This is a genomic window from Serratia sp. TMDUHS_CL, assembly GCF_037137105.1.
GTDB lineage: Bacteria > Pseudomonadota > Gammaproteobacteria > Enterobacterales > Enterobacteriaceae > Serratia > Serratia nevei.
Window position 1 is genome coordinate 89,664 of record NZ_JBBBDV010000005.1, and the last position, 21,562, is coordinate 111,225.

24 protein-coding genes and 1 other RNA gene are annotated in these 21,562 nt (G+C 60.9%); 9 read left to right on the top strand and 16 right to left on the bottom strand.

The annotated features are described in order from the left end of the window. Positions 1 to 496 precede the first annotated feature (496 nt). The 4 genes from WCL58_RS11840 to mtgA all read left to right on the top strand — a co-directional run bounded on the left by WCL58_RS11840 (position 497) and on the right by mtgA (position 5,486). On the top strand, positions 497 to 1,435 hold the full coding sequence (locus WCL58_RS11840) for a TIGR01212 family radical SAM protein (RefSeq protein WP_060424679.1): 939 nt from the start codon (positions 497 to 499) through the stop codon (positions 1,433 to 1,435). 92 nt (positions 1,436 to 1,527) lie between these two features. Next, on the top strand, positions 1,528 to 3,867 hold the full coding sequence (arcB, locus tag WCL58_RS11845) for an aerobic respiration two-component sensor histidine kinase ArcB (protein WP_087763593.1): 2,340 nt from the start codon (positions 1,528 to 1,530) through the stop codon (positions 3,865 to 3,867). A 237-nt stretch (positions 3,868 to 4,104) separates the two neighbouring features. After that, the gene (elbB, locus tag WCL58_RS11850) at positions 4,105 to 4,758 is read left to right on the top strand and encodes an isoprenoid biosynthesis glyoxalase ElbB (RefSeq protein ID WP_070915403.1); all 654 of its coding nucleotides are present in this window, start codon (positions 4,105 to 4,107) and stop codon (positions 4,756 to 4,758) included. Continuing rightward, positions 4,755 to 5,486, top strand: a complete 732-nt coding sequence (gene mtgA, locus WCL58_RS11855; protein WP_049198512.1) for a monofunctional biosynthetic peptidoglycan transglycosylase — start codon at positions 4,755 to 4,757, stop codon at positions 5,484 to 5,486. Before elbB ends, mtgA begins: the two co-directional genes overlap by 4 nt. 40 nt (positions 5,487 to 5,526) lie before the next feature. Here the strand turns inward: mtgA and dolP are convergent, their stop codons facing one another. Genes dolP through WCL58_RS11875 form a run of 4 tightly spaced genes read right to left on the bottom strand, consistent with a single transcriptional unit; the run spans position 5,527 to position 9,143 of the window. Then, the gene (dolP, locus tag WCL58_RS11860; RefSeq protein WP_004937101.1) at positions 5,527 to 6,102 is read right to left on the bottom strand and encodes a division/outer membrane stress-associated lipid-binding lipoprotein; all 576 of its coding nucleotides are present in this window, start codon (positions 6,100 to 6,102) and stop codon (positions 5,527 to 5,529) included. A 9-nt stretch (positions 6,103 to 6,111) separates the two neighbouring features. Then, complete coding sequence (gene diaA / locus WCL58_RS11865) at positions 6,112 to 6,702, bottom strand: DnaA initiator-associating protein DiaA (protein ID WP_004937103.1); 591 nt, start codon at positions 6,700 to 6,702, stop codon at positions 6,112 to 6,114. 51 nt (positions 6,703 to 6,753) lie between these two features. Further along, the gene (locus tag WCL58_RS11870; protein WP_094300729.1) at positions 6,754 to 7,107 is read right to left on the bottom strand and encodes a YraN family protein; all 354 of its coding nucleotides are present in this window, start codon (positions 7,105 to 7,107) and stop codon (positions 6,754 to 6,756) included. Continuing rightward, on the bottom strand, positions 7,104 to 9,143 hold the full coding sequence (locus WCL58_RS11875) for a penicillin-binding protein activator (protein WP_060424690.1): 2,040 nt from the start codon (positions 9,141 to 9,143) through the stop codon (positions 7,104 to 7,106). Before WCL58_RS11875 ends, WCL58_RS11870 begins: the two co-directional genes overlap by 4 nt. 62 nt (positions 9,144 to 9,205) lie before the next feature. Between WCL58_RS11875 and rsmI the strand changes: the two genes are divergently transcribed. Continuing rightward, positions 9,206 to 10,069 (top strand): 16S rRNA (cytidine(1402)-2'-O)-methyltransferase, encoded by an 864-nt coding sequence (gene rsmI / locus WCL58_RS11880; RefSeq protein WP_004937108.1) that lies wholly within the window; start codon positions 9,206 to 9,208, stop codon positions 10,067 to 10,069. A 41-nt stretch (positions 10,070 to 10,110) separates the two neighbouring features. After that, positions 10,111 to 10,488: RNase P RNA component class A (gene rnpB, locus WCL58_RS11885), an RNA gene on the top strand. Positions 10,489 to 10,545: 57 nt separating this feature from the next. On the opposite strand, the gene WCL58_RS11890 is transcribed toward rnpB, so the two are convergent. Next, entirely contained in the window at positions 10,546 to 11,247 is a 702-nt protein-coding gene (locus WCL58_RS11890; RefSeq protein ID WP_060424694.1) for a pirin family protein, read from the bottom strand. 107 nt (positions 11,248 to 11,354) lie between these two features. Between WCL58_RS11890 and WCL58_RS11895 the strand changes: the two genes are divergently transcribed. After that, positions 11,355 to 12,251, top strand: a complete 897-nt coding sequence (locus WCL58_RS11895) for a LysR family transcriptional regulator (RefSeq protein WP_004937113.1) — start codon at positions 11,355 to 11,357, stop codon at positions 12,249 to 12,251. Between the two features lie 50 nt (positions 12,252 to 12,301). On the opposite strand, the gene WCL58_RS11900 is transcribed toward WCL58_RS11895, so the two are convergent. The 11 genes from WCL58_RS11900 to WCL58_RS11950 form a co-directional block, all read right to left on the bottom strand. Continuing rightward, positions 12,302 to 13,288, bottom strand: coding sequence for a glutathione S-transferase family protein (locus WCL58_RS11900; protein WP_180547826.1), 987 nt, complete (start codon positions 13,286 to 13,288; stop codon positions 12,302 to 12,304). A gap of 70 nt (positions 13,289 to 13,358) precedes the next feature. After that, positions 13,359 to 13,754, bottom strand: a complete 396-nt coding sequence (locus WCL58_RS11905; RefSeq protein ID WP_004937119.1) for a DoxX family protein — start codon at positions 13,752 to 13,754, stop codon at positions 13,359 to 13,361. Positions 13,755 to 14,048: 294 nt separating this feature from the next. Continuing rightward, positions 14,049 to 14,336 (bottom strand): YqjK family protein, encoded by a 288-nt coding sequence (locus WCL58_RS11910; protein WP_197808378.1) that lies wholly within the window; start codon positions 14,334 to 14,336, stop codon positions 14,049 to 14,051. Continuing rightward, positions 14,333 to 14,734 (bottom strand): phage holin family protein, encoded by a 402-nt coding sequence (locus WCL58_RS11915; RefSeq protein ID WP_015379160.1) that lies wholly within the window; start codon positions 14,732 to 14,734, stop codon positions 14,333 to 14,335. Before WCL58_RS11915 ends, WCL58_RS11910 begins: the two co-directional genes overlap by 4 nt. 2 nt (positions 14,735 to 14,736) lie before the next feature. Next, positions 14,737 to 15,042 (bottom strand): DUF883 family protein, encoded by a 306-nt coding sequence (locus WCL58_RS11920; RefSeq protein ID WP_060424699.1) that lies wholly within the window; start codon positions 15,040 to 15,042, stop codon positions 14,737 to 14,739. Positions 15,043 to 15,206: 164 nt separating this feature from the next. Further along, entirely contained in the window at positions 15,207 to 15,578 is a 372-nt protein-coding gene (locus WCL58_RS11925) for a DUF1090 domain-containing protein (RefSeq protein ID WP_033636105.1), read from the bottom strand. 241 nt (positions 15,579 to 15,819) lie between these two features. Continuing rightward, on the bottom strand, positions 15,820 to 16,194 hold the full coding sequence (mzrA, locus tag WCL58_RS11930) for an EnvZ/OmpR regulon moderator MzrA (RefSeq protein WP_004937130.1): 375 nt from the start codon (positions 16,192 to 16,194) through the stop codon (positions 15,820 to 15,822). Beyond that, positions 16,191 to 16,871 carry a DedA family protein gene (locus WCL58_RS11935; protein ID WP_049198505.1) on the bottom strand — a complete coding sequence of 227 codons (681 nt, stop codon included), beginning with the start codon at positions 16,869 to 16,871 and terminating at the stop codon, positions 16,191 to 16,193. The genes mzrA and WCL58_RS11935 overlap by 4 nt, the downstream gene beginning before the upstream one ends. A 136-nt stretch (positions 16,872 to 17,007) precedes the next feature. After that, positions 17,008 to 17,454: a hypothetical protein gene (locus WCL58_RS11940; protein WP_060424701.1), complete on the bottom strand. Its 447-nt coding sequence runs from the start codon at positions 17,452 to 17,454 to the stop codon at positions 17,008 to 17,010. 186 nt (positions 17,455 to 17,640) lie between these two features. Continuing rightward, positions 17,641 to 18,417, bottom strand: a complete 777-nt coding sequence (exuR, locus tag WCL58_RS11945) for a transcriptional regulator ExuR (protein WP_033636102.1) — start codon at positions 18,415 to 18,417, stop codon at positions 17,641 to 17,643. 119 nt (positions 18,418 to 18,536) lie between these two features. Next, the gene (locus WCL58_RS11950) at positions 18,537 to 19,835 is read right to left on the bottom strand and encodes an MFS transporter (RefSeq protein WP_070915401.1); all 1,299 of its coding nucleotides are present in this window, start codon (positions 19,833 to 19,835) and stop codon (positions 18,537 to 18,539) included. A gap of 77 nt (positions 19,836 to 19,912) precedes the next feature. On the opposite strand from WCL58_RS11950, the gene WCL58_RS11955 reads away from it, so the two are divergent. Next, positions 19,913 to 20,080 (top strand): hypothetical protein, encoded by a 168-nt coding sequence (locus tag WCL58_RS11955; RefSeq protein WP_185741756.1) that lies wholly within the window; start codon positions 19,913 to 19,915, stop codon positions 20,078 to 20,080. A gap of 55 nt (positions 20,081 to 20,135) precedes the next feature. Next, a complete protein-coding gene (uxaC, locus tag WCL58_RS11960; protein ID WP_060424706.1) occupies positions 20,136 to 21,548 on the top strand; it encodes a glucuronate isomerase in 1,413 nt (470 codons plus the stop codon). Positions 21,549 to 21,562: the final 14 nt, after the last annotated feature.

Genomic DNA, 21,562 nt, shown 5'->3' on the forward strand with positions numbered 1-21,562 from the left:
TGACGAGACGTTTGCCCGTCCAGAAAGCTTCCAGCGGACTTCCAACTTAGCGAGAAAGAATTCGCAGGTCAAATGTGGGCTTAAGATAGATTCTTATCGAATTGATGATGTTTATTTATTTGAAAAATAAGTATTTTAATGTGTTTTTGCACTATCGTGGGGCAACGCCGATCCCCACAGAAGTGTGAGCTGTCTCACTATAGTGCAACCCCTTAATCTCTGCACCATGCTAGTGCGGGGGTTAATGGCAGAATTTTATTCTATAAGATATTTCTTTGTTGATGTTTGTCACTGTTTTTCACCGCATTGTCATATTGCCGTTAACGGTTGCGCGACGATTAGAATAATTCATCAGAATTATAGTGAATTGATTTGCATTTATGATGAATAGTTATGCCTGGTGGCGCCTTGCGGGGAAAGCGTTGATCTCTGTCATCGCGGGAAAAGCCGTTTCTTATTAGCATCGCGGCTTTGAACACAGAGAATCACCAAGATTATGCAGTTGCCGCAATTAGTCAATATGTTTGGCGCAGATCTCCAGCGCCGCTATGGCGAAAAGATCCATAAACTCACGCTGCACGGCGGATTCAGCTGCCCTAACCGCGACGGCACGTTGGGGCGCGGCGGCTGTACGTTTTGCAACGTCGCTTCGTTTGCCGATGAGGCGATGCAGCGGCAAAGTATCGCCGAACAGCTGGCGCAGCAGGCCGCGCGGGTCAACCGGGCGCGGCGCTATCTGGCCTATTTCCAGGCCTATACCAGCACCTATGCGGAGGTCGAATTGTTGGCGTCGATGTATCGGCAGGCGTTGGCGCAGAGTGAGATGGTCGGCCTGTGCGTCGGCACCCGGCCGGACTGCGTGCCGCCCGCCGCATTGGATCTGCTGACGGGGTATCGCGAGGAGGGTTATGAAGTGTGGCTGGAGCTGGGGCTGCAGACGGCGCACGATAAAACGCTCAAACGCATCAACCGCGGCCATGATTTCCGCTGCTATCAGCAGACCGCGCAACGGGCCCGGCAGCGCGGGCTGAAGGTGTGCTGCCATCTGATCGTCGGGCTGCCGGGAGAAACCCAGCGCGATCATCTGCTCACGCTGCAGCGGGTGGTGGAGTCCGGCGTGGATGGCATTAAGCTGCATCCGCTGCACGTCGTGACCGGCAGTACCCTGGCCCGCGCGTGGCGAGCCGGGCGTTTGCCCGAACTGGCGCTGGAGGACTACGCCGTCAGCGCCGGGGAGATGATCCGCCACACGCCTGGCGAGGTGGTGTATCACCGCCTGTCCGCCAGCGCCCGTCGGCCCACGCTGCTGGCGCCGCTGTGGTGCGAAAACCGCTGGAGCGGCATGCAGGCGGTGGGCGCTTATCTGCAGCAATACGGCGGGCAGGGCAGCGCGCTGGATGAAAAGCGGCGCTACCGCCCTGGAATGCCGCTCTGAAGTGCAATCTTTGCCACACTTCGGCGTTTGCCGCCTTATCTCACCGCTGTTTTACGGTATGATTCAAAAGATTGTGTCTGATGGGAGCCGCTATGAAGCAAATCCGGGTGTTGGCCCAGTACTACGTCGATTTAATGGTGAAACTGGGGTTGGTGCGCTTCTCGCTGCTGCTGGCCTCGGCGCTGGTGGTGCTGGCGATGGTGGTGCAGATGGCGGTGACCATGCTGCTGCGCGGCGAAGTGGAAAGCATCGACGTGGTGCGTTCGATCTTCTTCGGCCTGTTGATCACCCCGTGGGCGGTCTACTTCCTCTCGGTGGTGGTGGAGCAGCTGGAGGAGTCGCGCCAGCGGCTGGCGCGGCTGGTGGACAAGCTGGAGGAAATGCGCCACCGCGATCTGGAGCTCAATCAGCAGCTTAAGGACAATATCAGCCAGCTGAACCAAGAGATCGCCGACCGCATCAAGGCGGAAGAAGAGCGCCTGCAGGTGATGGACAAGCTGACGGAAGAGATGGAACAGCGTGAACTGGCGCAGATTGAGCTGGGCCAGCAATCGGCGCTGCTGCGTTCCTTCCTCGATGCCTCGCCGGATCTGGTCTACTACCGCAACGAAGACAAAGAATTTTCCGGCTGCAACCGCGCGATGGAGCTGCTGACCGGCAAGAGCGAGAAGCAGCTGATCGGCCTGACGCCGTTCGACGTCTACGGCCAGGAGATCGCCGAAAAGGTCATTGAGACCGACGAGAAGGTGTTCCGCCACAACGTCTCGCTGACCTACGAACAGTGGCTGGTGTATCCCGACGGTCGCAAGGCCTGTTTCGAGCTGCGCAAGGTCCCGTTTTATGACCGGGTGGGCAAACGCCACGGGCTGATGGGCTTCGGCCGCGATATTACCGAGCGTAAGCGCTACCAGGACGCGCTGGAGAACGCCAGCAGGGAGAAGACCACCTTTATCTCCACGATCAGCCACGAGCTGCGTACGCCGCTTAACGGCATCGTTGGCCTGAGCCGTATCCTGCTCGATACCGAGCTGAACGACGAGCAGCTGAAATACCTGAAGACCATTCACGTCAGCGCCATCACCCTCGGCAATATCTTCAACGACATTATCGAAATGGATAAGCTCGAGCGGCGCAAGGTGCAACTCGACAACCAGCCGGTGGACTTCACCGGCTTCCTGGCGGATCTGGAGAACCTCTCCGGCCTGTTGGCGCAGCCGAAAGGGCTGCAGTTCATCATGGAGCCGCAGACGCCGCTGCCGCAGCAGATCGTGACCGACGGTACGCGCCTGCGGCAGATTTTGTGGAACCTGATCGGCAACGCGGTGAAATTCACCCAGCAGGGGCAAATCGTGGTGCGCGTGCGGCGTGAGGCGCAGGAGAAGCTGGTGTTCGAGGTGGAAGACTCGGGCATGGGCATCCCGCAGGACGAGCAGGACAAGATCTTCGCCATGTATTACCAGGTGAAAGATCAGCGCGGCGGCCGCCCGGCCACCGGCACCGGCATCGGGCTGGCGGTCTCCAAGCGACTGGCGCAGAGCATGGGCGGCGACATCACCGTGCGCAGCGAACAGGGGCACGGTTCTTGCTTCACTCTGACCATCCAGGCGCCGGCGGTGCAGGAAGCCGCCAGCGCGGCGCCGGAGGAAGAGGAACTGCCGTTGCCGGCGCTGCACATCCTGCTGGTGGAGGATATCGAGCTGAACGTGATCGTGGCGCGCTCGGTGCTGGAGAAACTGGGCAACAGCGTCGAGGTGGCGATGAACGGCCACGACGCGCTGGCGATGTTCGATCCGGACGAGTTCGATCTGGTGCTGCTGGACATCCAGCTGCCGGACATGACCGGGCTGGACATCGCCCGGGTGCTGCGCGAACGCTACGCCGGGCAGGCGCTGCCGCCGCTGGTGGCCCTGACCGCTAACGTGCTGAAAGACAAAAAAGAGTACCTCGAGGCGGGCATGGACGATGTGCTGAGCAAGCCGCTGTCGGTGCCGGCGTTGACCCAGGTCATCAAACACTATTGGGATCATCAACCTTCTCACACTTCAAAGAAAACGGAGCACAAGGCGATGCAGATTAATGAGTCGTTACTCGATACCGCGATGCTGGAGCAGTACATGGACCTGGTTGGCCCGCAGCTGATCCACCAAAGCCTGGAGATGTTCGAACAGATGATGCCGGGCTACCTGGCGGTGCTGGACTCCAACATGACGGCGCGCGATCAGAAAGGCATCACCGAAGAAGGGCACAAGATCAAAGGCGCCGCCGGTTCGGTCGGTCTGCGTCACCTGCAGCAGCTGGCGCAACAGATTCAAACGCCGACGCTGCCGGCCTGGTGGGATAACGTGCAGGATTGGGTGGATGAGTTGAAACAAGAGTGGCGCAACGACGTGCAGGTACTGCGGGCTTGGGTTGAGAACGCTGAAAAAAAATGACCCCGACCTAAGCCGGGGTGCGCGAATATTGCGCCAACACCAGGGAAATTGTGAACCTGCGTATTGGTTTCAGTGTTCTGGTCGAGCAGGTTGTAGCGAATTCCTAAACATCATACAGCCAACAACATAGCAAATGTAAGCGCTCTTGTTAGAAGATTCATTAAAATGTGTGATGTAGATTAGTGTTTGTCAACTCCGAGCACGAACCAGTTGACAGCAGCGACAGGAGTAAGAGTGATGAAAAAGGTGGGTGTCGTCCTCAGCGGCAGCGGTGTTTATGACGGTACGGAGATCCATGAAGCGGTGCTGACGCTGCTGGCGTTGGACCGTGCCGGCGCGCAGGCGGTGTGCTTTGCGCCCGATAAACCACAATGCCATGTTATTAATCACTTATCAGGTGAGGAGATGGCGGAGTCGCGCAATGTTCTGATTGAGTCGGCGCGCATTGCCCGCGGCGCGGTGCAGCCGCTGGCGCTGGCGGAGGCCGCGCAGCTGGATGCGCTGATCGTGCCCGGCGGCTTCGGCGCCGCCAAGAACCTCAGCAATTTCGCCGAAGCCGGCGCGGAATGTTGGGTCGATGAGGATTTGGCGCGTCTGACGCGCGAGATGCATAAGGCCGGCAAACCAATTGGCCTGATGTGCATCGCGCCAGCGCTGTTGCCGAAACTGCTGGATCAACAAGCGCGGCTGACCATTGGCAACGATCCGGACCTGGGAGAAGTGATTGACGCCATGGGCGGCGAGCCGGTGATTTGTCCGGTAGACGATATCGTGGTGGACAGCGAACACAAAGTCGTGACCACGCCGGCCTATATGCTGGCGCCGTCGATCGCGCAGGCGGCCCTCGGTATCGATAAGCTGGTGGCGCGGGTACTGGAAATGGCTGAATGAGAAAATCGCTCGGCGGATGGCGGCGACTGCGCCCGTGGTATTGGCTGAAGCGCGGGGTCATCGCGATTCTCGGCCTGTGGGTGTTGGGCATTGTGGCCTTTGCCTTCCTGCCGGTGCCGTTTTCCGCCGTGATGGTGGAGCGGCAAGTCAGCGCCTGGCTGAGCGGCGACTTTGGCTACGTCGCCCATTCGGATTGGGTGTCGATGGACGACATCTCGCCGCAGATGGCGCTGGCGGTGATGGCGGCGGAGGATCAGAAGTTTCCAGACCATTGGGGCTTCGACGTGGCGGCCATTGAAAAGGCGCTCAGCCACAACGAGAAGCGCCCGACGCGCATCCGCGGCGCGTCCACGCTGTCGCAGCAAACCGCCAAGAACCTGTTTCTGTGGGATGGCCGCAGCTGGCTACGCAAAGGGCTGGAGGCCGGATTGACGTCGGGCATCGAGCTGGTGTGGACCAAGCGGCGCATTCTGACGGTGTATCTGAACATCGTCGAGTTCGGCGACGGGGTGTTTGGCGTTGAAGAGGCTTCACAACGCTTTTTCCATAAGCCGGCCAAACGGCTAAGCGCGGCGGAAGCGGCGCTGTTGGCGGCGGTATTGCCGAATCCGCATCGCTTCAGGGCCGATGCGCCTTCCGGCTATGTGATACAGCGACAGCAGTGGATCATGCGCCAGATGCGGCAGCTGGGCGGGGAAGCGTTTTTAAGCGAGAACAAGCTGGATTAAACGGGCGGGAGCAGCACGGTGCCGCTCCCGCCAGAACGGATTACTTCACATAGGTAAAGGCGGTGGTGACGTGCTTCACGCCGCTCACCTGGCTGGCGATCTGCGCCGCCGACTGCCCTTCCTGTTGGGTGACCAGGCCCAGCAAGAACACTTCGCCGTTTTCGGTGGTGACCTTCACGTTGGATGATTTCACCGTATCGCTGGTGAGCAGCTGCGAACGCACCTTGGTGGTGATCCAGGTGTCGGAGGACGCGGTGCTCAGGCTGACCGGCGTGCCCTGACGGATTTCGTTGTACACTTCGGTCGTGCCTTCCACGCCCATGGCGATCTGCTTGGCGCGCGCGGTGAGATCGGCGTTAGGCGACTGGCCGGTCAACAGCACTTTGCCCTGATAGGCGGTGGCGACCACACGGGCGTCTTTCTTCAACTGCTGGTCTTTGCTCAGAGCGCTTTCGACCCTGGCTTCCAGCGTGCCGTCATCCACCTGGGTCCCTACGCTGCGCGGGTCGGTGGCGGTTTTGGTCGCGACGGCCGCACTGCCGACGACGACGCCGGCGATACAGCCTTGCAACAGCAGGGCGCTGGACAGCACTGCAAATGTGGCTTTTAGCTTCATCTCAGTTCCTTAATCGTCCTGGTGGGGGAATAACGTATTGTCTATCAGATCGCACAGGCAGTTTACGGTCAGCATATGCATTTCCTGAATGCGCGAGCTGCGGTGCGACGGGATGCGGATCTCGACATCCTGCTGGCCGAGCAGCCCGGCCAGCTCGCCGCCGTCGTAGCCGGTGAGCGCGACGATGGTCATATCGCGCGTGACGGCCGCCTCGACCGCTTTCACAATATCACGGCTGTTGCCGCGGGTGGAAATCGCCAGCAGCACGTCGCCGGTGTGCCCGAGCGCGCGCACCTGCTTGGCGTACACTTCGTCGTGCAGCCGATCGTTGCTGATCGCCGTCAGCACCACGTTGTCGGCGTTGAGGGCGATGGCCGGCAGGCTGGGGCGCTCGGTTTCAAAACGGTTGATCATGCTGGCGGCGAAGTGCTGCGCGTTGGCCGCCGAGGTGCCGTTGCCGCAGCACAGGATTTTGTTGCCGTTGAGTAAGGATTGAACCAGCGTCATCGCAGCGCGGGAAATGGCGTCCGGCAATGCTTCCGCCGCCGCGATCTGGGTTTGGATGCTTTCGGTAAAACAGACTTTAATTCTATCCAGCACGTTGTATTAATCCACTAAGTCAAAGGGCCGGTCTGCGCCGCAAAACCCCGATTAATCCGCATTGAAGGCGTTGGGTATCCATTCTAACTGGCTACCGGTAATGGCCAAAACATCAAAACGGCAAGATGATGTGTCAAAACTGGCTCCGCGCCCCGCCAGCCAGACGGCGGCGGCATGCAGCAACCGCTGTTGTTTGCGAAAGGTGACGCTGGCGGCCGCGCCGCCGAAGGCGTCGTTACGGCGGTAGCGCACTTCGACGAACACCCAGGTGGCGCCGTCGCGCATGATGAGGTCGAGCTCACCGCCGCGCACCGCGACGTTGGCGGCGCAGAAGGTGAGCCCGGCGTGTTCCAGGTGACGGCGGGCCAGTAACTCATAGCCCGCCCCTGAGGCGCGTGGGTTCAAGAGACCGGAACGACCGTACCCTGACGGTATTGCAGCCAAGGCAGTTTGCGGTTGATCACGCAGTTCGGCGACGCGCTCAGCGTACCGGTGGTGCCGGAAACCTGGAAGCCCGGCAGCTGGCGCATTTCAGCAAAGTGGTTGGCCAATGTCCAGGCATCCATCCCCATCGCATACAGGCGCACCAGCGAGTAGTCGTTGCGGAAGCGCGCGCTGGCCTGCTGCAACAGCTGAGGGTTTGAACCGGCCAGCAGCGGGATGTCGCTGAACTGCAGGCCTTCCATTTCCAGGCGGAAGTCCGGGCCGGCACCGGCCTGATAGCTGCGCGAGCTGGCGTACATCGCCGGCTTGCCGCGCGAGCTGGTGGCCATGTCGATCATCGGTTTGATCAGCGTCAGCTGAGACTGGGTGGCGACGATATACACCGCGTCGACGCTGCCGCCGGTCGCGGCGGGCACGTCGCTCGGCGGCGCAGGAATAGTCAGCCCGGCGATGGTCACGCTCTGCGGCGCCGGGGCGCTCGATATCGGCGTACCGGTCATGCGGATGCCGCCGCTGTTGACCATCTGGCGCAGTTCGCCGGCAGAGCCGATGTCCTGACGCAGCACGGTTTGCCCGCCCTGCTTCTGCCATTCCTGGTTAAAGGCCTTGGCGACGCGATCGCCGAAGGCGCCGCGCGGCACCAGCAGCAGCGGTTGACGCTTCTGCTGTTCCCAGATGTGGCGGGCGGCGTCGCGCGCTTCATCTTCCGGCGACAGGGCGAAGTAACAGATGTTCAGGTTGTCCTTCGGCGTTTCCGGCTGGTTGAGCGCCAGCACGTTCAGCGTGGTGGTGCTGGCGGACAACTGATCGACGTTCTCTTTCAGCAGCGGCCCGACCACCAGGGTGGCGCCATCCTGCTGCGCCTGGCTCAGCAAGGCGGCCAGCGGCTGGCTGGTGGTATCGTACACTTTGACCTGTGCGTTAGCGGCCTGCAGCGGCGTTATCGGCGCACTGGACGGCGCCGCCGGTTGCGCGGCGGTCACGGCAGGCTGGCTCTCTTGCGCCGAAGGGCTGACCGCGCCGTTGGCGTTGATGTCACCCGTGGCGGCCTGATCGGCCGGCGCCGTTGGGGCCGGTGCGCTGGCCGGTTGCGCGGCTTGAGGCTGCGGCGCCGGCATGGAACCGCCGTTTTTCGCCGCTTCGAAGCCTTGCTGGATGGCGTCGGCGAACACTTTCGCCTGGCCGTTCAACGGCAGCAGCAGGGCGATTTTCGAGGTGGAGGCCTGGGTGAAGTTCAGCACCTGGTTCAGGCGAGCGGGCAGCGTTTTGGCCGCCGGGTTCTTCGGATAACGGTTCTGCCAGTCTTTGATGCCGGCCTTCAGCAGATCGGGATCCTGCTTGTTGTCCTGATAGACGCGCAGCAGATCCAGCCAGCCTTGCAGCACGTTCTCGTCGGCGTTGATCACCAGGCTGTTCATCTCCTGCGGCGTCAGCTGCAGCAGCGCCTGCCAGGTCTGATCCAGGTTGTCCTGGTGCGGTTTGCCGGTCAGCAACGGCTCCTGAGCGATATAGGCGCGGATCAAGGGCAGCGACGCTTTGCCCTGATTGGCGGCAATCTGCGCCTGGTAGTAGCGCACCTTCTGATTCGGCGACAGCGAAGCGCTGTCCAGATGGCCCAGCGTGCTGCGGGCGCTGACGTAGCTCTTGTTGGCGATCTGCAGTTCGGCGGTCAGCAACTGGCGTTCAGTCTGCTGCGCACCGCTGAGGTTTTTCGGCAGTTGATTCAACTGGTCGCCGGCCTGCGGCAGTTTTCCTTCACGCAGCAAGGCGCGAATAGCAAGTAATTGCCAGTCAGCCTTGTTATCATCGCTGCTTTGCTGCAACTGCTGCAGGTAGTAATCGGAGCTGGCGCTCGCTTCGTCCTGTATATTGGCGGGCGGCGTTTGCGGGGCCCGACTTGGACAGCCTGCCAGGAAAAGGGCGGCCGCGATGACTGCGGTAAGTCGGACAGGCTTGGAACGCCCTGCTTTGGTACGAACGAATGTTGAGGAAAGCATACTGTATCCAGTGATGTTTTTTTCAAGATGCTCAATATTAAATCGGCAACCCGGATGAAACAATGAATCAACACCAACAATCAGTCATTTCTGCATCAACGCTGTATGTGGTGCCCACCCCCATCGGCAATTTGGGCGATATCACTCACCGGGCGTTAGAGGTACTGAAAAGCGTTGATCTGATCGCGGCGGAAGACACGCGCCATACCGGATTGCTGCTGCAACACTTCGCGATCAACGCGCGTCTGTTCGCGCTGCATGACCACAACGAACAGCAAAAAGCCGATCAGCTGCTGGCGAAACTGCAGGAAGGCCAGAGCATCGCGCTGGTGTCCGACGCCGGCACGCCGCTGATCAACGATCCCGGTTATCACCTGGTGCGCCGCTGCCGCGAGGCCGGCATTCGCGTGGTGCCGCTGCCGGGCGCCTGCGCCGCTACCACCGCGCTGTGCGCAGCGGGCGTCGCTTCTGACCGCTTCTGCTACGAAGGCTTCCTGCCGGCGAAAACCAAGGGGCGCAAGGATACGCTGATGGCGCTGGCGGAGGAACCGCGCACGCTGATTTTCTACGAATCCACTCACCGCCTGCTGGAAAGCCTGCAGGACATGGTCACCGTCTGGGGCCCGCAGCGCTATGTGGTGCTGGCGCGCGAGCTGACCAAAACCTGGGAATCTATCCACGGCGCACCGGTGGGCGAACTGCTGGCGTGGGTGCAGGAAGATGAAGTGCGCCGCCGCGGCGAGATGGTGCTGATCGTCGAAGGCCACAAAGCGCAGGAGGATGCGCTGCCGCTCGAGGCGCTGCGCACGCTGGCGCTGCTGCAAAAAGAGCTGCCGCTGAAAAAGGCGGCGGCGCTGGCGGCGGAAATCCACGGCGTGAAGAAAAATGCGCTGTATAAGCACGCGCTGGAGCAACAACAGCCGTAAAGCGGTTGACCTGCCGCCGCCGCGACGCTACTATCCGCGCCGGAGTTGACCAGACAGTCGCCGCTTCATTGCCGTCCTCTTCGGGGAGACAGATGGAGGGGAGGAAAGTCCGGGCTCCATAGGGCAGGGTGCCAGGTAACGCCTGGGAGGCGCAAGCCTACGACTAGTGCAACAGAGAGCAAACCGCCGATGGCCCGCGCAAGTGGGATCAGGTAAGGGTGAAAGGGTGCGGTAAGAGCGCACCGCGCGGCTGGCAACAGTTCGTGGCACGGTAAACTCCACCCGGAGCAAGGCCAAATAGGGGTTCACATGGTACGGCCCGTACTGAACCCGGGTAGGCTGCTTGAGCCAGTGAGCGATTGCTGGCCTAGAGGAATGACTGTCCACGACAGAACCCGGCTTACCGGTCAACTCCCTCGACAAAAGAAAACCCCGCGCAACGTCAGTTGCGCGGGGTTTTTCGTTTTCCGGCCGGCTTACACCGGCAGGTCTATCAGCAGCGCGCGCAGCGGCGTCTCGGCGCGGATCGTCAGGCGATTCTCCTCGCGCACGAAGGCACCGTCGCCGCAGGTCAGGCGCTGCGCTTCGTGGCGTTCGCCGGTGGCGGCGATGGTGCCGTGAATCGACTGCAAATAGGCGCGCGGCCCGTTAATCGTCAGCGTTTGTTCTTCGCCCGGCTGCAGATCGAGATGGTGGATCCAGACCTGCTGGCGCAGCTGCAGGCTGCCCTGCGCGCCGTCCGGTGAGGCCAGCAGCAGGTTGCCCGCCGCCGGCAGCGTCAGGCGCTGCACCCGCTCGTTGTTGCGTTCCGGGCAGGCGTCCAGCCACAGCTGCAGGCGGGTCAGCGGCGTATCGCTGCTGACGTTCTGTTCGCTGTAGCTCAGGCCCGGCTGGGTGGCCAGCAGCAGCGCTTCGCCGGCTTTGGCGCGCGCGGCGTTGCCGTCGCTGTCGCGGTATTCCGCCTCGCCCTGCAGGATCAGGTTCAGGATATCCACGCTGGGATAGGTGCGCGGCTGGAACGACGCGCCCGGCGCCAGCACCTCCTGATTCAGCACCCGCAGCGACGCATAGCCCATCAGTTTGGGATCGAAGTAGTGACCAAAGGAAAAGGTGTAGCGAGCCTGCAGCCAACCAAAGTCAGCTTGCCCGCATTGTTGTGCTGTTCTGCATGTAATCATGGCAATCGGCTCTCTAAATTCATTATCCAAATGGTAAGCATCTGGACGTCGGATTGTTAGCCAGTTAATCTGGTCGGCATATTCAAATTTCCTGACAGAGGGATGTGATGGCCAGAGATCGGGCGCTCACGCTTGAGGCGCTGAGAGTGATGGACGCGATCGACCGGCGCGGTAGCTTCGCCGCGGCCGCCGACGAATTGGGCCGGGTGCCGTCGGCGCTCAGCTACACCATGCAAAAATTGGAAGAAGAATTGGACGTGGTGCTGTTCGACCGTTCGGGCCACCGCACCAAGTTCACCAACGTGGGGCGCATGTTGCTGGAGCGCGGGCGGGTGCTGCTGGAAGCGGCCGACAAGCTGACCACCGACGCCGAGGCGCTGGCGCGCGGTTGGGAAACCCACCTGACCATCGTCAGCGAAGCGCTGTCGCCGCCGAGCCTGCTGTTTCCGCTGGTGGACAAGCTGGCGCTGAAGGCCAATACCCAGGTGTCGATTTTCACCGAGGTGCTGGCGGGCGCCTGGGAGCGGTTGGAGCAGGGCCGCGCCGACATCGTGATCGCGCCGGACATGCATTTTCGCGCGTCGTCGGAGATCAACACCCGCAAACTGTACAAGGTAATGAGCGTTTATGTCGCCGCGCCGGATCATCCTATCCACCAGGAGCCGGAGCCGTTGTCCGAGGTGACCCGCGTGAAGTACCGCGGCATCGCGGTGGCGGATACCGCCCGCGAGCGCCCGGTGTTGACCGTGCAGCTGCTGGATAAGCAGCAGCGTCTGACGGTGAGCACCATCGAAGACAAGCGTCTGGCGCTGCTGGCCGGGCTGGGGGTGGCGACCATGCCATATCCGATGGTGGAGAAAGACATCGAGGCCGGGCGGCTGCGCGTGGTGGGGCCGGAATACAGCCGCGAAGCCGATATCATCATGGCCTGGCGGCGCGACAGCATGGGGGAGGCGAAAGCCTGGTTCCTGCGCGAAATTCCGCGCCTGTTCGCGCAGCGCTAACGTCGGTGGGATGACATCCCCTTGCCGGGCGGCAAGGGGATTTTTTTGTCTTAGCCGAAGAGCCGATCGCGGCCGTGCGGCTCGTCCAGATCCTGCGCCGGCCCGATGGAAATGATGCCGTGCGGGTTGATGGTGGCGTGGCTGCGGTAGTAGTGGTTGCGAATGTGCGGCAGGCTGACCGTGTCGGCGATGCCCGGCATCTGGTAGATGTCGCGCAGGAAACCGTACAGGTTCAGGTAGTCGCTGATACGGTGTTTATCGCACTTGAAGTGGGTGACGTACACCGGATCGAAGCGCACCAGCGTGGTCCACAGACGCAGGTCGGCTTCGGTCAGCCGATCGCCGGTCAGGTAGCGGTGCTGCCCCAGGATCTGCTCCAGGCGCTCCAGCGCGTTGAAGACCCCGTTGACCGCTTCGTCATACGCGTCCTGGCTGGTGGCGAAACCGGCCTTGTACACGCCGTTGTTCACCTGATCGTAAATCCAACCGTTCAGCTCATCGATTTTGCCGCGCAGCTCGGCCGGGTAGTAATCGCCCGCGCGGGCGCCCACGCCGTCAAACGCGCTGTTGAACATGCGGATGATGTCGGCGGATTCGTTGCTGACGATGGTTTGCCGCTGTTTATCCCACAGTACCGGCACGGTCACGCGCCCGCTGTAGTGCGGATCGGCCTGCAGGTAGATCTGATACAGGAAGTCGGCGTGATACAACGGATCGCCGGTGGTTTCAGGAAAATCCTGGCCGAAGGTCCAGCCGTTTTCCAGCATCAGCGGGTGCACCACCGAGACCGGAATGATCTGCTCCAGCCCCTTCAGTTTGCGCATCAGCAGCGTGCGGTGCGCCCAGGGGCAGGCGAGAGAAACATACAGGTGATAACGGCCCGCTTCGGCCTGGAAGCCGCCTGCGCCGTGTTCGCCCGGCTGACCGTCGGCGGTCACCCAATTGCGAAACTGAGCGGTTGAACGTTTGAAACGGCCGCCGGTAGATTTCGTGTCATACCAGATGTCTTGCCAAACGCCATCGACGAGTTGTCCCATGGGAATCTCCTTGGTGTCCGAGTGAAAAGCGACAGGGCCCGGCATGCCGGGCCCTGAATGACAGTTTAGATTACCATTTCTTGTTCAGAAGACGGTCGATGCTGAAGCCACCCGGGCCTGCAACTGCCAACACGATGAAGCCGCCGGCGATGGTCAGGTTTTTCATGAACATCAGCTGGTTTACGCCTTCCGCAAAGTCAGTGTGGAACAGCAGCGCGGTCAGAATGGTGAAGCCGGCAGTGAACAGCGCTACGGTGCGGGTCAGGAAACCGAACAGGATCGCCAGACCGCCGCCAAATTCCAGCAGGATGGTCAGCGGCAGCAAGAAGCCAGGCACGCCCATCGATTGCATGTACTGTTGGGTACCGGCATAAGCGTCACCCATTTTGCCGTAGCCTGCCACGATAAACAGGATTGGCATCAGAATACGAGCAACCAGCAAACCTGTATCTTCTAATTTTTTCATCATCTACTCCAAAGTGTTTTTGTGCGCCTGTTCGGCGGTAGTCATATCAACGGGCGGTATATCGGGTCTCTCACCCTGTCCGGCCCATATCGTATTGATGGAGTGAATGTTAAGCGGGAAGTGCTCAGGTTGTTAGCAAGTAAAACTGTCGTAATTTTTCAAAAAATCTGAATCTTTAGCGTGCTAATAAACTGACGCTTGTCAGCAGGTTGCCCGGCCCTCGGGATAAGCAGCGCTGTTTTAGGGGGAAAACGAGGGCGGAGCAACAGGATGTTTGAAGGAAAGGCGTGGGGCTTACTTGGCGGAGAAGGTTTTTTTAAACAGGCGGATAGCGCTCCAGGCACCGAAAGCGCGGCGCGACCAGCGGATCATCTTGCTGGGGTGGCGAATGCCGTACAGCGCCATGACGCTGGAACCGAGCACCAGATAGCGGCGCAGGCCAAACACCGTCTGCCAGCCGCGGTCGATGCGTTCGGTTCTCTCCAACCACAGAGACTTGTGTTCGGCCAGATCCAGGCGTTGCTGCTGGATCTGGCGAATCAGCCTCTCTTTTTTCCATTCCAGGTAGCGGCGGCGGCTCATGGCTCGCGCTCCAGTTCGGCGCGGTCGAGTTCCAGCTGCTTGCGCGTGGCGCCGAGCAGCGTGGTGCGACGGGCCTTGACCAGCGTCCAGATGGTGCCGACCACGGCCAGGAACAGCAGCACGCCGGTCGTGGCGCCCAGCGCCACCAGCCGGTAGACCGGATCGATGGCCCAGAAGATCAGGATCAGCAGGCTCATCAAACCGAAGGCGGTGAACAGCAGCGTCATACCGGCCATGATCAGCAGCTGAATGAGGTTGGCTTTCTCCTCTTCCAGCTCGACCACCGCCAGCCGGACACGGGTTTCCACCATGCCGACCAGGATCGTGATGATGCGCTGACCGATATCCAGGACCCCTTTAGCGGGGCCCTGCGCGCGCACTTGCGGTTGTTCAGCCATGATTAACGACGCGCGAGCAGCACGCCCAGCACGACGCCGACCGCCGCGCCGATACCGATGCCGGTCCACGGGTTGTCGCGCACGTAGTCGTCGGCCTGACCGGCGATCTGTTTGGTTTGCGAAGCCAGCTTGTCACCGGCGTCGCTCAGGCGAGCGCGGCTCTCTTTCAGCGCGCCTTCCGCTTTCGAACGCAGCTTCTCCAGCTCGGCTTTCGGCTTATCGGTGGAGGAGTTCAGCACTTCCTCCAGCGTATCGGCTAAGGACTTCAGTTCAGCGCGTAAGTTTTCTGCATTTGAATCATGTGCCATGTGATTATTCCTTAACGTTTATTTCGACAGACTTTTAACATAGCGGATTTTTTCGCCGGAGCAAAGGGGTGATGGCCAGCAGATAACACCAGGCATCAATTCCATATGCTTAAGAAATCCCGTGTGATGGGGCTCTCATCGATAAATCCGCTGGTGTAAAAAAATTATTCCGCCTGGGCGCGTTTCAGCTCAGCCTGCGCTTCCGCCAGCTTTTGCTGCTTCTTGGCGACCTTGTCCAGCTTGCCGGTTTGCTGCGCTTCTTTCAGTTCCTGTCGGCGCTCGTCGACCTTGCGCTGCTTCTCCGCGATATTTTTCTGGCGTTCGGCCTGCAGGCCGGCTTCGGTACAGTGAGTCTGTACTTCGCTCAGCGCTTTTTTCAGCCCGTCCACGCGGTGGGTGTTGCCGTGTTGGGTGGCGTAGTCGATTTGCTGCTGGATGTCTTGCGCTTTGGCGGCGCAGCCGCCCTCAGCGGCCGAAGCGAGCGCCGGCAGCGTGCAGAGTGGCAACAGCAGTAACAGTGAGTGGCGTAATTTCATCTTTCAGTTCCTTTTCATGGGATGCCTGAACAGGCATCCGCTTTCCTGACTGCCGAAGGCGGCAGCGCGAGAGGAGGGCGTTCATCGCCGGCTGAAGTTACCCTTCAGCATAGTCATGAAACCGGCGTGCCCCCAAAGAATCAGCCGTGACTCAGTGCCGACTGATTAATTCTTGAGCTAATCGATGCGAATGAAAATGAAGATAATGGCAATGAAAGGAAACCCCTTCATATGAAGGGGATTATCCCAGATTGAGTGGGGAACGCGCAAATTCGCGTACCCAGTGCGACGGCACGGGGGACTCGCTCAACGCGATGTGGTAACCGGGCGGCAGGATGGTTTGCAGCGCTTCGCGCGCCAGCAATTGCTGCTCCGGCGAATCCAGACGGATGACCAGGCCATCGCCTTCCGGCGTAATGCTTTTGATGCGGATGCCGCGCTCATCCAGGCGCTGATAGACGTAAAAACCATCGGGCAGCGACAGCCCTTGCTGGCTGGCGCGAATGCGCAGCTCGCTCTCGGTGCGCACCATGCAGGGCACCAACAGCGTCGCCAACGCCAGCAGGGCGAGCGCGATCATCAAGACGTATTGCCAGCGCGGGCGCTTTGCTGTCACGCCCCTTTCCCCGGGTTCTGGCTGCCGGCGCGTTTTTTGCGCCACAGCACGATCAGCGAGCCGACCAGCCCGACCACCAGCAACACCAGCGGCAACATCATCAGGCAGAACATCAGCTGATCTTCATACTTGCGGAACACCGGGGTTTTCCCCAGCGCGAAGCCCAGCGTCGTCAGGATCAAGACCCACAGCAGGCCGCTCATCCAGTTGAAGAACTGGAAGCGCGCGTTGCTCAGGCCGGACAGGCCGGCGATGGTCGGCAGCAGGGTGCGCACGAAGGCCAGGAAGCGGCCGACCAGCAGGGCGGAAAGCCCGTGACGGTGGAACAGGTTGTGAGCGCGCTGATGGTAGTGGGCCGGCAGGTGCGAAAGCCAGCCTTGCACCGTTCGCGTATTGCCGAGCCATCGGCCCTGTATATAGCTGACCCAGCACCCCAGGCTGGCGGCGACGGTCAGGATGACGATGGTCAGCGGGAAGCCCATGGTGCCTTTGGCGATCAGCACGCCAACCAGGATCAGCAGGCTGTCGCCCGGCAGGAAAGCGGCCGGCAGCAGGCCGTTTTCCAAAAACAGGATCATGAACAGCAGAATGTAGAGGGTCCACACCAACGAAGGGTTCGCCAGCGTCTCAAAATCCTGCTGCCACAAGGCATGTATCAGTTCTTTAATGATATCCATCCGGTGTTCCTAAAACGTCATTGTTTATTTTTATCTCAGCGGCGGAGCGGGCGTGGGCTGAAAGCGCGCGGCGATCCTGAATGCTGATAACGATGAAACGGCGTTGCTTTAAGGTTTCTAAGCGGTGCGACACCGGTCATAGGTGGTAAGTCAGCGTGCCACGGTACTGCATGTTGCTTTCTTTCCAGCCGGCCTGCCGGCTCTGTTGCCTGGAGGCGTCCAGCGTCCAGTCGACCTGGGCAAGCCGGTTGGGGGCCGGGGTGTCCTGGCGGGGGAAACGAATTCGGTAGCCCGGCTCTGCGGCCAGGGTATAGACCGGTGCCGTCAGGGAGGACGCGAGCAGCGAACCGGGGAAAGAGTGCGCTCTGGGCAGCAGCAGCGGCAACTTGCCGGGGGCTTTGCGGCGCGCTTCGGCCGGCGCCCGATACACATGATCATAGGGGGAAAGCGCCGGCTCCGCCAGCAGCGGCAGGCTGCTCAGCGCGCTGGGGGTTGGCTTGGGTGACGCCACGCATAGCTGTTGGCCGGAGACCGAACCGGTCCAGCAGAAAACAGCAATCAGCATGGCAAACAACCAGCGCATTTATTCGCGTCCCGCCCCCGCAGCAATGGGTAAAAAAGTGGGCTAACTCTACCAAAATAGCACGATTGGCAACAGGGAAATCTACGTTGCCGACGGTGAAATAGTACACGGCAAACGGCGGTTCCGGCATCGATTCAGCGGATTTTACATTACCTGACATAAGCCGACGGTTTTTGACCGCCGGGGCTATTTCGGCTCGTGGCTCACGCCATCCAGATGCACCACCGGATTCTCGGCGAACAGGTAGCGGTCGGCGTTGTATTCGAAGTCGTCGCTGGTGGCGTTAAACAGCATCTGCTTGGTGTTTTCCAGGTGCTGCCACATCGCCAGTTTAGCGGCGTAAGGATCTTTGCGCATCAGTGCCTTGAGGATCTGATCGTGATCGTCGCACCAGCTGGCGATCGAACGTTCGTCGATATGCTCGTGCAGTTTCTTCCAGTAAGGGTTGTTGACCCGCTGCACCCACATTTTTTCTACGATGGTGGCCATGGCGGTGTTCTGGGTGGCCAGCGCCACCTGCACGTGGAACTTCAGATCCCACTGCGAGTCGCGGAAGCGATCCTCTTTGCGGGCGTGCTCCTGGATCTCCATCAGCTGCACGATATCTTGTTTGGTCACCTGGGTGGCGGCGAATTCGGCGATGTTGCTTTCGATCAGCTGGCGCGCCTGCAGCAGCTCAAACGGGCCCGCGGTGGCGAACTCGATGCTGTCGCCCGGCACCACCAGGTGTTTTTGCTGGTTGGACACCACGTGGATCCCGGATCCCTTGCGCACGTCCACATAGCCTTCCACTTCCAGCATGATGATCGCTTCGCGCACCACGGTGCGGCTGACATTCATCTCTTCGGCGATGTATCGCTCGGCCGGCAGCTTGTCGCCTACCGGGTAGCGGCCGCTTTCGATACGTTGCTTAAGCTCGGCGGCCAGTTGCTGATACAGGCGTCTGGTTTCGGTGAATTCCATAGTGAATGCTCTATACGGTGCGGTGGGAGGGGGCGCGTGGCCATCGGATTTGTTATACCACTTATTCGGCACCGCTGCCAGAGGAGCAAAAGGCCCGGCCCGGCGGCCGGGCGGCGGGATCAGCTGCGCGCCGGGGACGGTTGCAGCGTGGCGGGTTGAGGTTCGGCGGCCGGGCGGTTTTGCAACACCGTCCAGATGACGATGGCGCCGAGAATGTCGAAGACCGACAGCGCGGCGAACAGCGGACTGAAGCCGAGGGTGTCCGCCAGGGCGCCGACCACCAGGGCGAACAGCGTGCTGGCGGTCCAGGCCGCCATGCCGGTCAGGCCGTTGGCGGTCGCCACCTCATTGCGGCCGAACACGTCGGAAGAGAGGGTGATCAGCGCGCCGGACAGCGCCTGATGGGCGAAGCCGCCGACGCACAGCAGCGCGATAGCCGCGTAAGGGCTGGTGAACAGGCCGATCATGCCGGGGCCGATCATCAACACCGCCCCCATCGTCACCACCAGCTTGCGCGAGACGATCAGATTGACCTTGAAATACTTCTGGAACAGCGGCGGCAGGTAGCCGCCGACGATGCAGCCGAGATCGGCGAACAGCATCGGCATCCAGGCGAACATGGCGATCTCTTTCAGATTAAAGCCGTAGGCCTTGAACATGAACAGCGGGATCCAGGCGTTGAAGGTGCCCCAGGCCGGTTCCGCCAGAAAGCGCGGCAGCGCGATGCCCCAGAACTGGCGGTTGCGCACGATCTGCCAGGCGGACATCTTTTTGGCGTTTGAGGTCTGGTGCTGCGCTTCCTGGCCTTCGAGGATGTAACGTCGCTCTTCCTGGCTCAGTTTCTTCTGATCTTTCGGGTGCTTGTAGAACAGCAGCCAGCAGATGGCCCAGATCAGGCTCAGCACGCCGGTGATGATGAACGCCATCTCCCAGCTGTGCGCCACGATGGCCCAGACCACCAGCGGCGGGGCGATCATGCCGCCGATCGACGAACCGACGTTGAAATAGCCGACGGCGATCGAACGCTCTTTGGCCGGAAACCACTCGCTGCTGGCCTTCAGCCCGGCGGGGATCATCGCCGCCTCGGCCATGCCGACCGCGCCGCGCGCCAACGCCAGCCCGCCCCAGCTGTTGGCCAGCGCGGTGCCCATACAGAACACCGCCCAAAGAATGGCGAACATGGCGTAACCGACCTTGGTGCCGAGCACGTCCAACACATAGCCCGCCACCGGCTGCATCACGGTGTAGCAGGCGGAATAGGCGGCGACGATATAGGAATACTGTTGGGTGGTGATGTGCAGCGTATCTTCCAGCGTCGGCGCCGCCACGGCGATGGCGTTGCGGGTCAGGTAACCCAGCACGGTGCCGACGGTCACCAGCCCGATCATGTACCAGCGTAACCCTTTAATTTTACGCATCCGAAATGTCTCCCCGTTTGAAGGTATGGCCGGCGATGCGGCTGGCGAGACAATAACCTGTCATACAGGTTTAAAAGTTGAGTGATATCACAAAAGGAATTATTCGCCTGAGCGATACTGTCGCCGGTGAAATAGGGCGTTTATGCCGCACGCTTGCCGTAAAAACGAGCGAAAAAGGGATTGGAGGACAGCAAAACGGCAGATGGCGGGAAAAATTTGCTGGACGCTTGCTAAAATTGGTGTGATAACTTTTGTGATTCGATCCCTGTGCCGCACGGCAAGTAAGGTAAGGAGCCCGAGATGGCGACGTTTTTGAGCGAAGATTTCCTGCTGGACAGCGAATTTGCCCGGCGTTTGTACCATGACTACGCGGCGCAGCAGCCGATTTTCGACTACCACTGCCATTTGCCGCCGCAGCAGATTGCGGAGAATACCCGCTTCAGCAACCTGTACGATATCTGGCTGCGGGGCGATCACTACAAATGGCGGGCGATGCGCACCAACGGCGTGGCAGAGCGGCTGTGCACCGGCGATGCGGGCGATCGCGAGAAATTCGACGCCTGGGCCGCCACGGTGCCGCACACCATCGGCAACCCGCTCTATCACTGGACGCACCTGGAGCTGCGCCGGCCGTTCGGCATCACCGGGACGCTGCTGTCGCCGAGCACGGCGGATGAGATCTGGCAGCGCGGCAATGCGCTGCTGGCGCAGGATGAGTTTCGCGCGCGCGGCATCATGCGGCAGATGAACGTGAAAATGGTCGGTACCACTGACGATCCGATTGACGATCTGCGCCACCATCGGGCGATCGCCGACGATCACAGCTTCGATATCAAGGTGTTGCCGAGCTGGCGGCCAGACAAGGCCTTCGCCATCGATGCGCCCGGCTTCAATGACTATCTGCGGCAGCTGGAGGCGGCGGCGGACACCGCCATCGGCCGTTTCAGCATGCTGTGCGACGCCCTGCACAAGCGTATGGATCACTTCGCCGCCCACGGTTGCAAGGTGGCCGACCATGCGCTGGACGTGGTGGTGTTCGGCGAGGCCGATGAAGCGACGCTGGATGCGATCCTGCTGCGTCGCCTGAACGGCGAGCTACCGACGCCGGAACAGAGCGCGCAGTTCAAAAGCGCGGTGCTGCTGTTCCTGGCCGGCGAATACCGGCGCCGCGGCTGGGTGCAGCAATATCACATCGGCGCGCTGCGCAATAACAACAGCCGCATGTTGGCCGCCGTCGGGCCGGATATCGGCTTCGACTCGATCAACGATCGGCCGCTGGCGGAGCCGCTGTCGCGGCTGCTGGATGCCCAGGCGCGGCAGGGCGGCCTGCCGAAAACCATTCTCTATTGCCTCAACCCGCGCGATAACGAAGTGATCGGTACCATGATCGGCAATTTCCAGGGGGAAGGCACGCCGGGCAAGATGCAGTTTGGCTCCGGCTGGTGGTTCAACGATCAGAAGGACGGCATGCAGCGCCAAATGACGCAGCTGGCGCAACTCGGGCTGCTGAGCCGCTTCGTCGGCATGCTGACCGACAGTCGCAGCTTCCTGTCGTATACGCGCCATGAATACTTCCGCCGCATCCTTTGCCAGATGATCGGCCGCTGGGTGACGGACGGCGAAGCGCCGGCCGATATCGCGCTGCTGGGCGGGATGGTGAAAAACATCTGCTTCGACAACGCCAAAGACTATTTCGCCATTGACCTGGCGTAGCCGTTATCCGGGAC

Excerpts from the sequence above, each read along its gene's own strand:
- WCL58_RS11840 (WP_060424679.1), top strand. The coding sequence starts at position 497 with ATGCAGTTGCCGCAATTAGTCAATATGTTTGGCGCAGATCTCCAGCGC.
- arcB (WP_087763593.1), top strand. The coding sequence starts at position 1,528 with ATGAAGCAAATCCGGGTGTTGGCCCAGTACTACGTCGATTTAATGGTG.
- elbB (WP_070915403.1), top strand. The coding sequence starts at position 4,105 with ATGAAAAAGGTGGGTGTCGTCCTCAGCGGCAGCGGTGTTTATGACGGT.
- mtgA (WP_049198512.1), top strand. The coding sequence starts at position 4,755 with ATGAGAAAATCGCTCGGCGGATGGCGGCGACTGCGCCCGTGGTATTGG.
- dolP (WP_004937101.1), bottom strand. The coding sequence starts at position 6,102 with ATGAAGCTAAAAGCCACATTTGCAGTGCTGTCCAGCGCCCTGCTGTTG.
- WCL58_RS11875 (WP_060424690.1), bottom strand. The coding sequence starts at position 9,143 with ATGCTTTCCTCAACATTCGTTCGTACCAAAGCAGGGCGTTCCAAGCCT.
- rsmI (WP_004937108.1), top strand. The coding sequence starts at position 9,206 with ATGAATCAACACCAACAATCAGTCATTTCTGCATCAACGCTGTATGTG.
- WCL58_RS11890 (WP_060424694.1), bottom strand. The coding sequence starts at position 11,247 with ATGATTACATGCAGAACAGCACAACAATGCGGGCAAGCTGACTTTGGT.
- WCL58_RS11895 (WP_004937113.1), top strand. The coding sequence starts at position 11,355 with ATGGCCAGAGATCGGGCGCTCACGCTTGAGGCGCTGAGAGTGATGGAC.
- WCL58_RS11900 (WP_180547826.1), bottom strand. The coding sequence starts at position 13,288 with ATGGGACAACTCGTCGATGGCGTTTGGCAAGACATCTGGTATGACACG.
- WCL58_RS11905 (WP_004937119.1), bottom strand. The coding sequence starts at position 13,754 with ATGAAAAAATTAGAAGATACAGGTTTGCTGGTTGCTCGTATTCTGATG.
- WCL58_RS11910 (WP_197808378.1), bottom strand. The coding sequence starts at position 14,336 with ATGAGCCGCCGCCGCTACCTGGAATGGAAAAAAGAGAGGCTGATTCGC.
- WCL58_RS11915 (WP_015379160.1), bottom strand. The coding sequence starts at position 14,734 with ATGGCTGAACAACCGCAAGTGCGCGCGCAGGGCCCCGCTAAAGGGGTC.
- WCL58_RS11920 (WP_060424699.1), bottom strand. The coding sequence starts at position 15,042 with ATGGCACATGATTCAAATGCAGAAAACTTACGCGCTGAACTGAAGTCC.
- WCL58_RS11925 (WP_033636105.1), bottom strand. The coding sequence starts at position 15,578 with ATGAAATTACGCCACTCACTGTTACTGCTGTTGCCACTCTGCACGCTG.
- WCL58_RS11935 (WP_049198505.1), bottom strand. The coding sequence starts at position 16,871 with ATGGATATCATTAAAGAACTGATACATGCCTTGTGGCAGCAGGATTTT.
- WCL58_RS11940 (WP_060424701.1), bottom strand. The coding sequence starts at position 17,454 with ATGCGCTGGTTGTTTGCCATGCTGATTGCTGTTTTCTGCTGGACCGGT.
- exuR (WP_033636102.1), bottom strand. The coding sequence starts at position 18,417 with ATGGAATTCACCGAAACCAGACGCCTGTATCAGCAACTGGCCGCCGAG.
- WCL58_RS11950 (WP_070915401.1), bottom strand. The coding sequence starts at position 19,835 with ATGCGTAAAATTAAAGGGTTACGCTGGTACATGATCGGGCTGGTGACC.
- uxaC (WP_060424706.1), top strand. The coding sequence starts at position 20,136 with ATGGCGACGTTTTTGAGCGAAGATTTCCTGCTGGACAGCGAATTTGCC.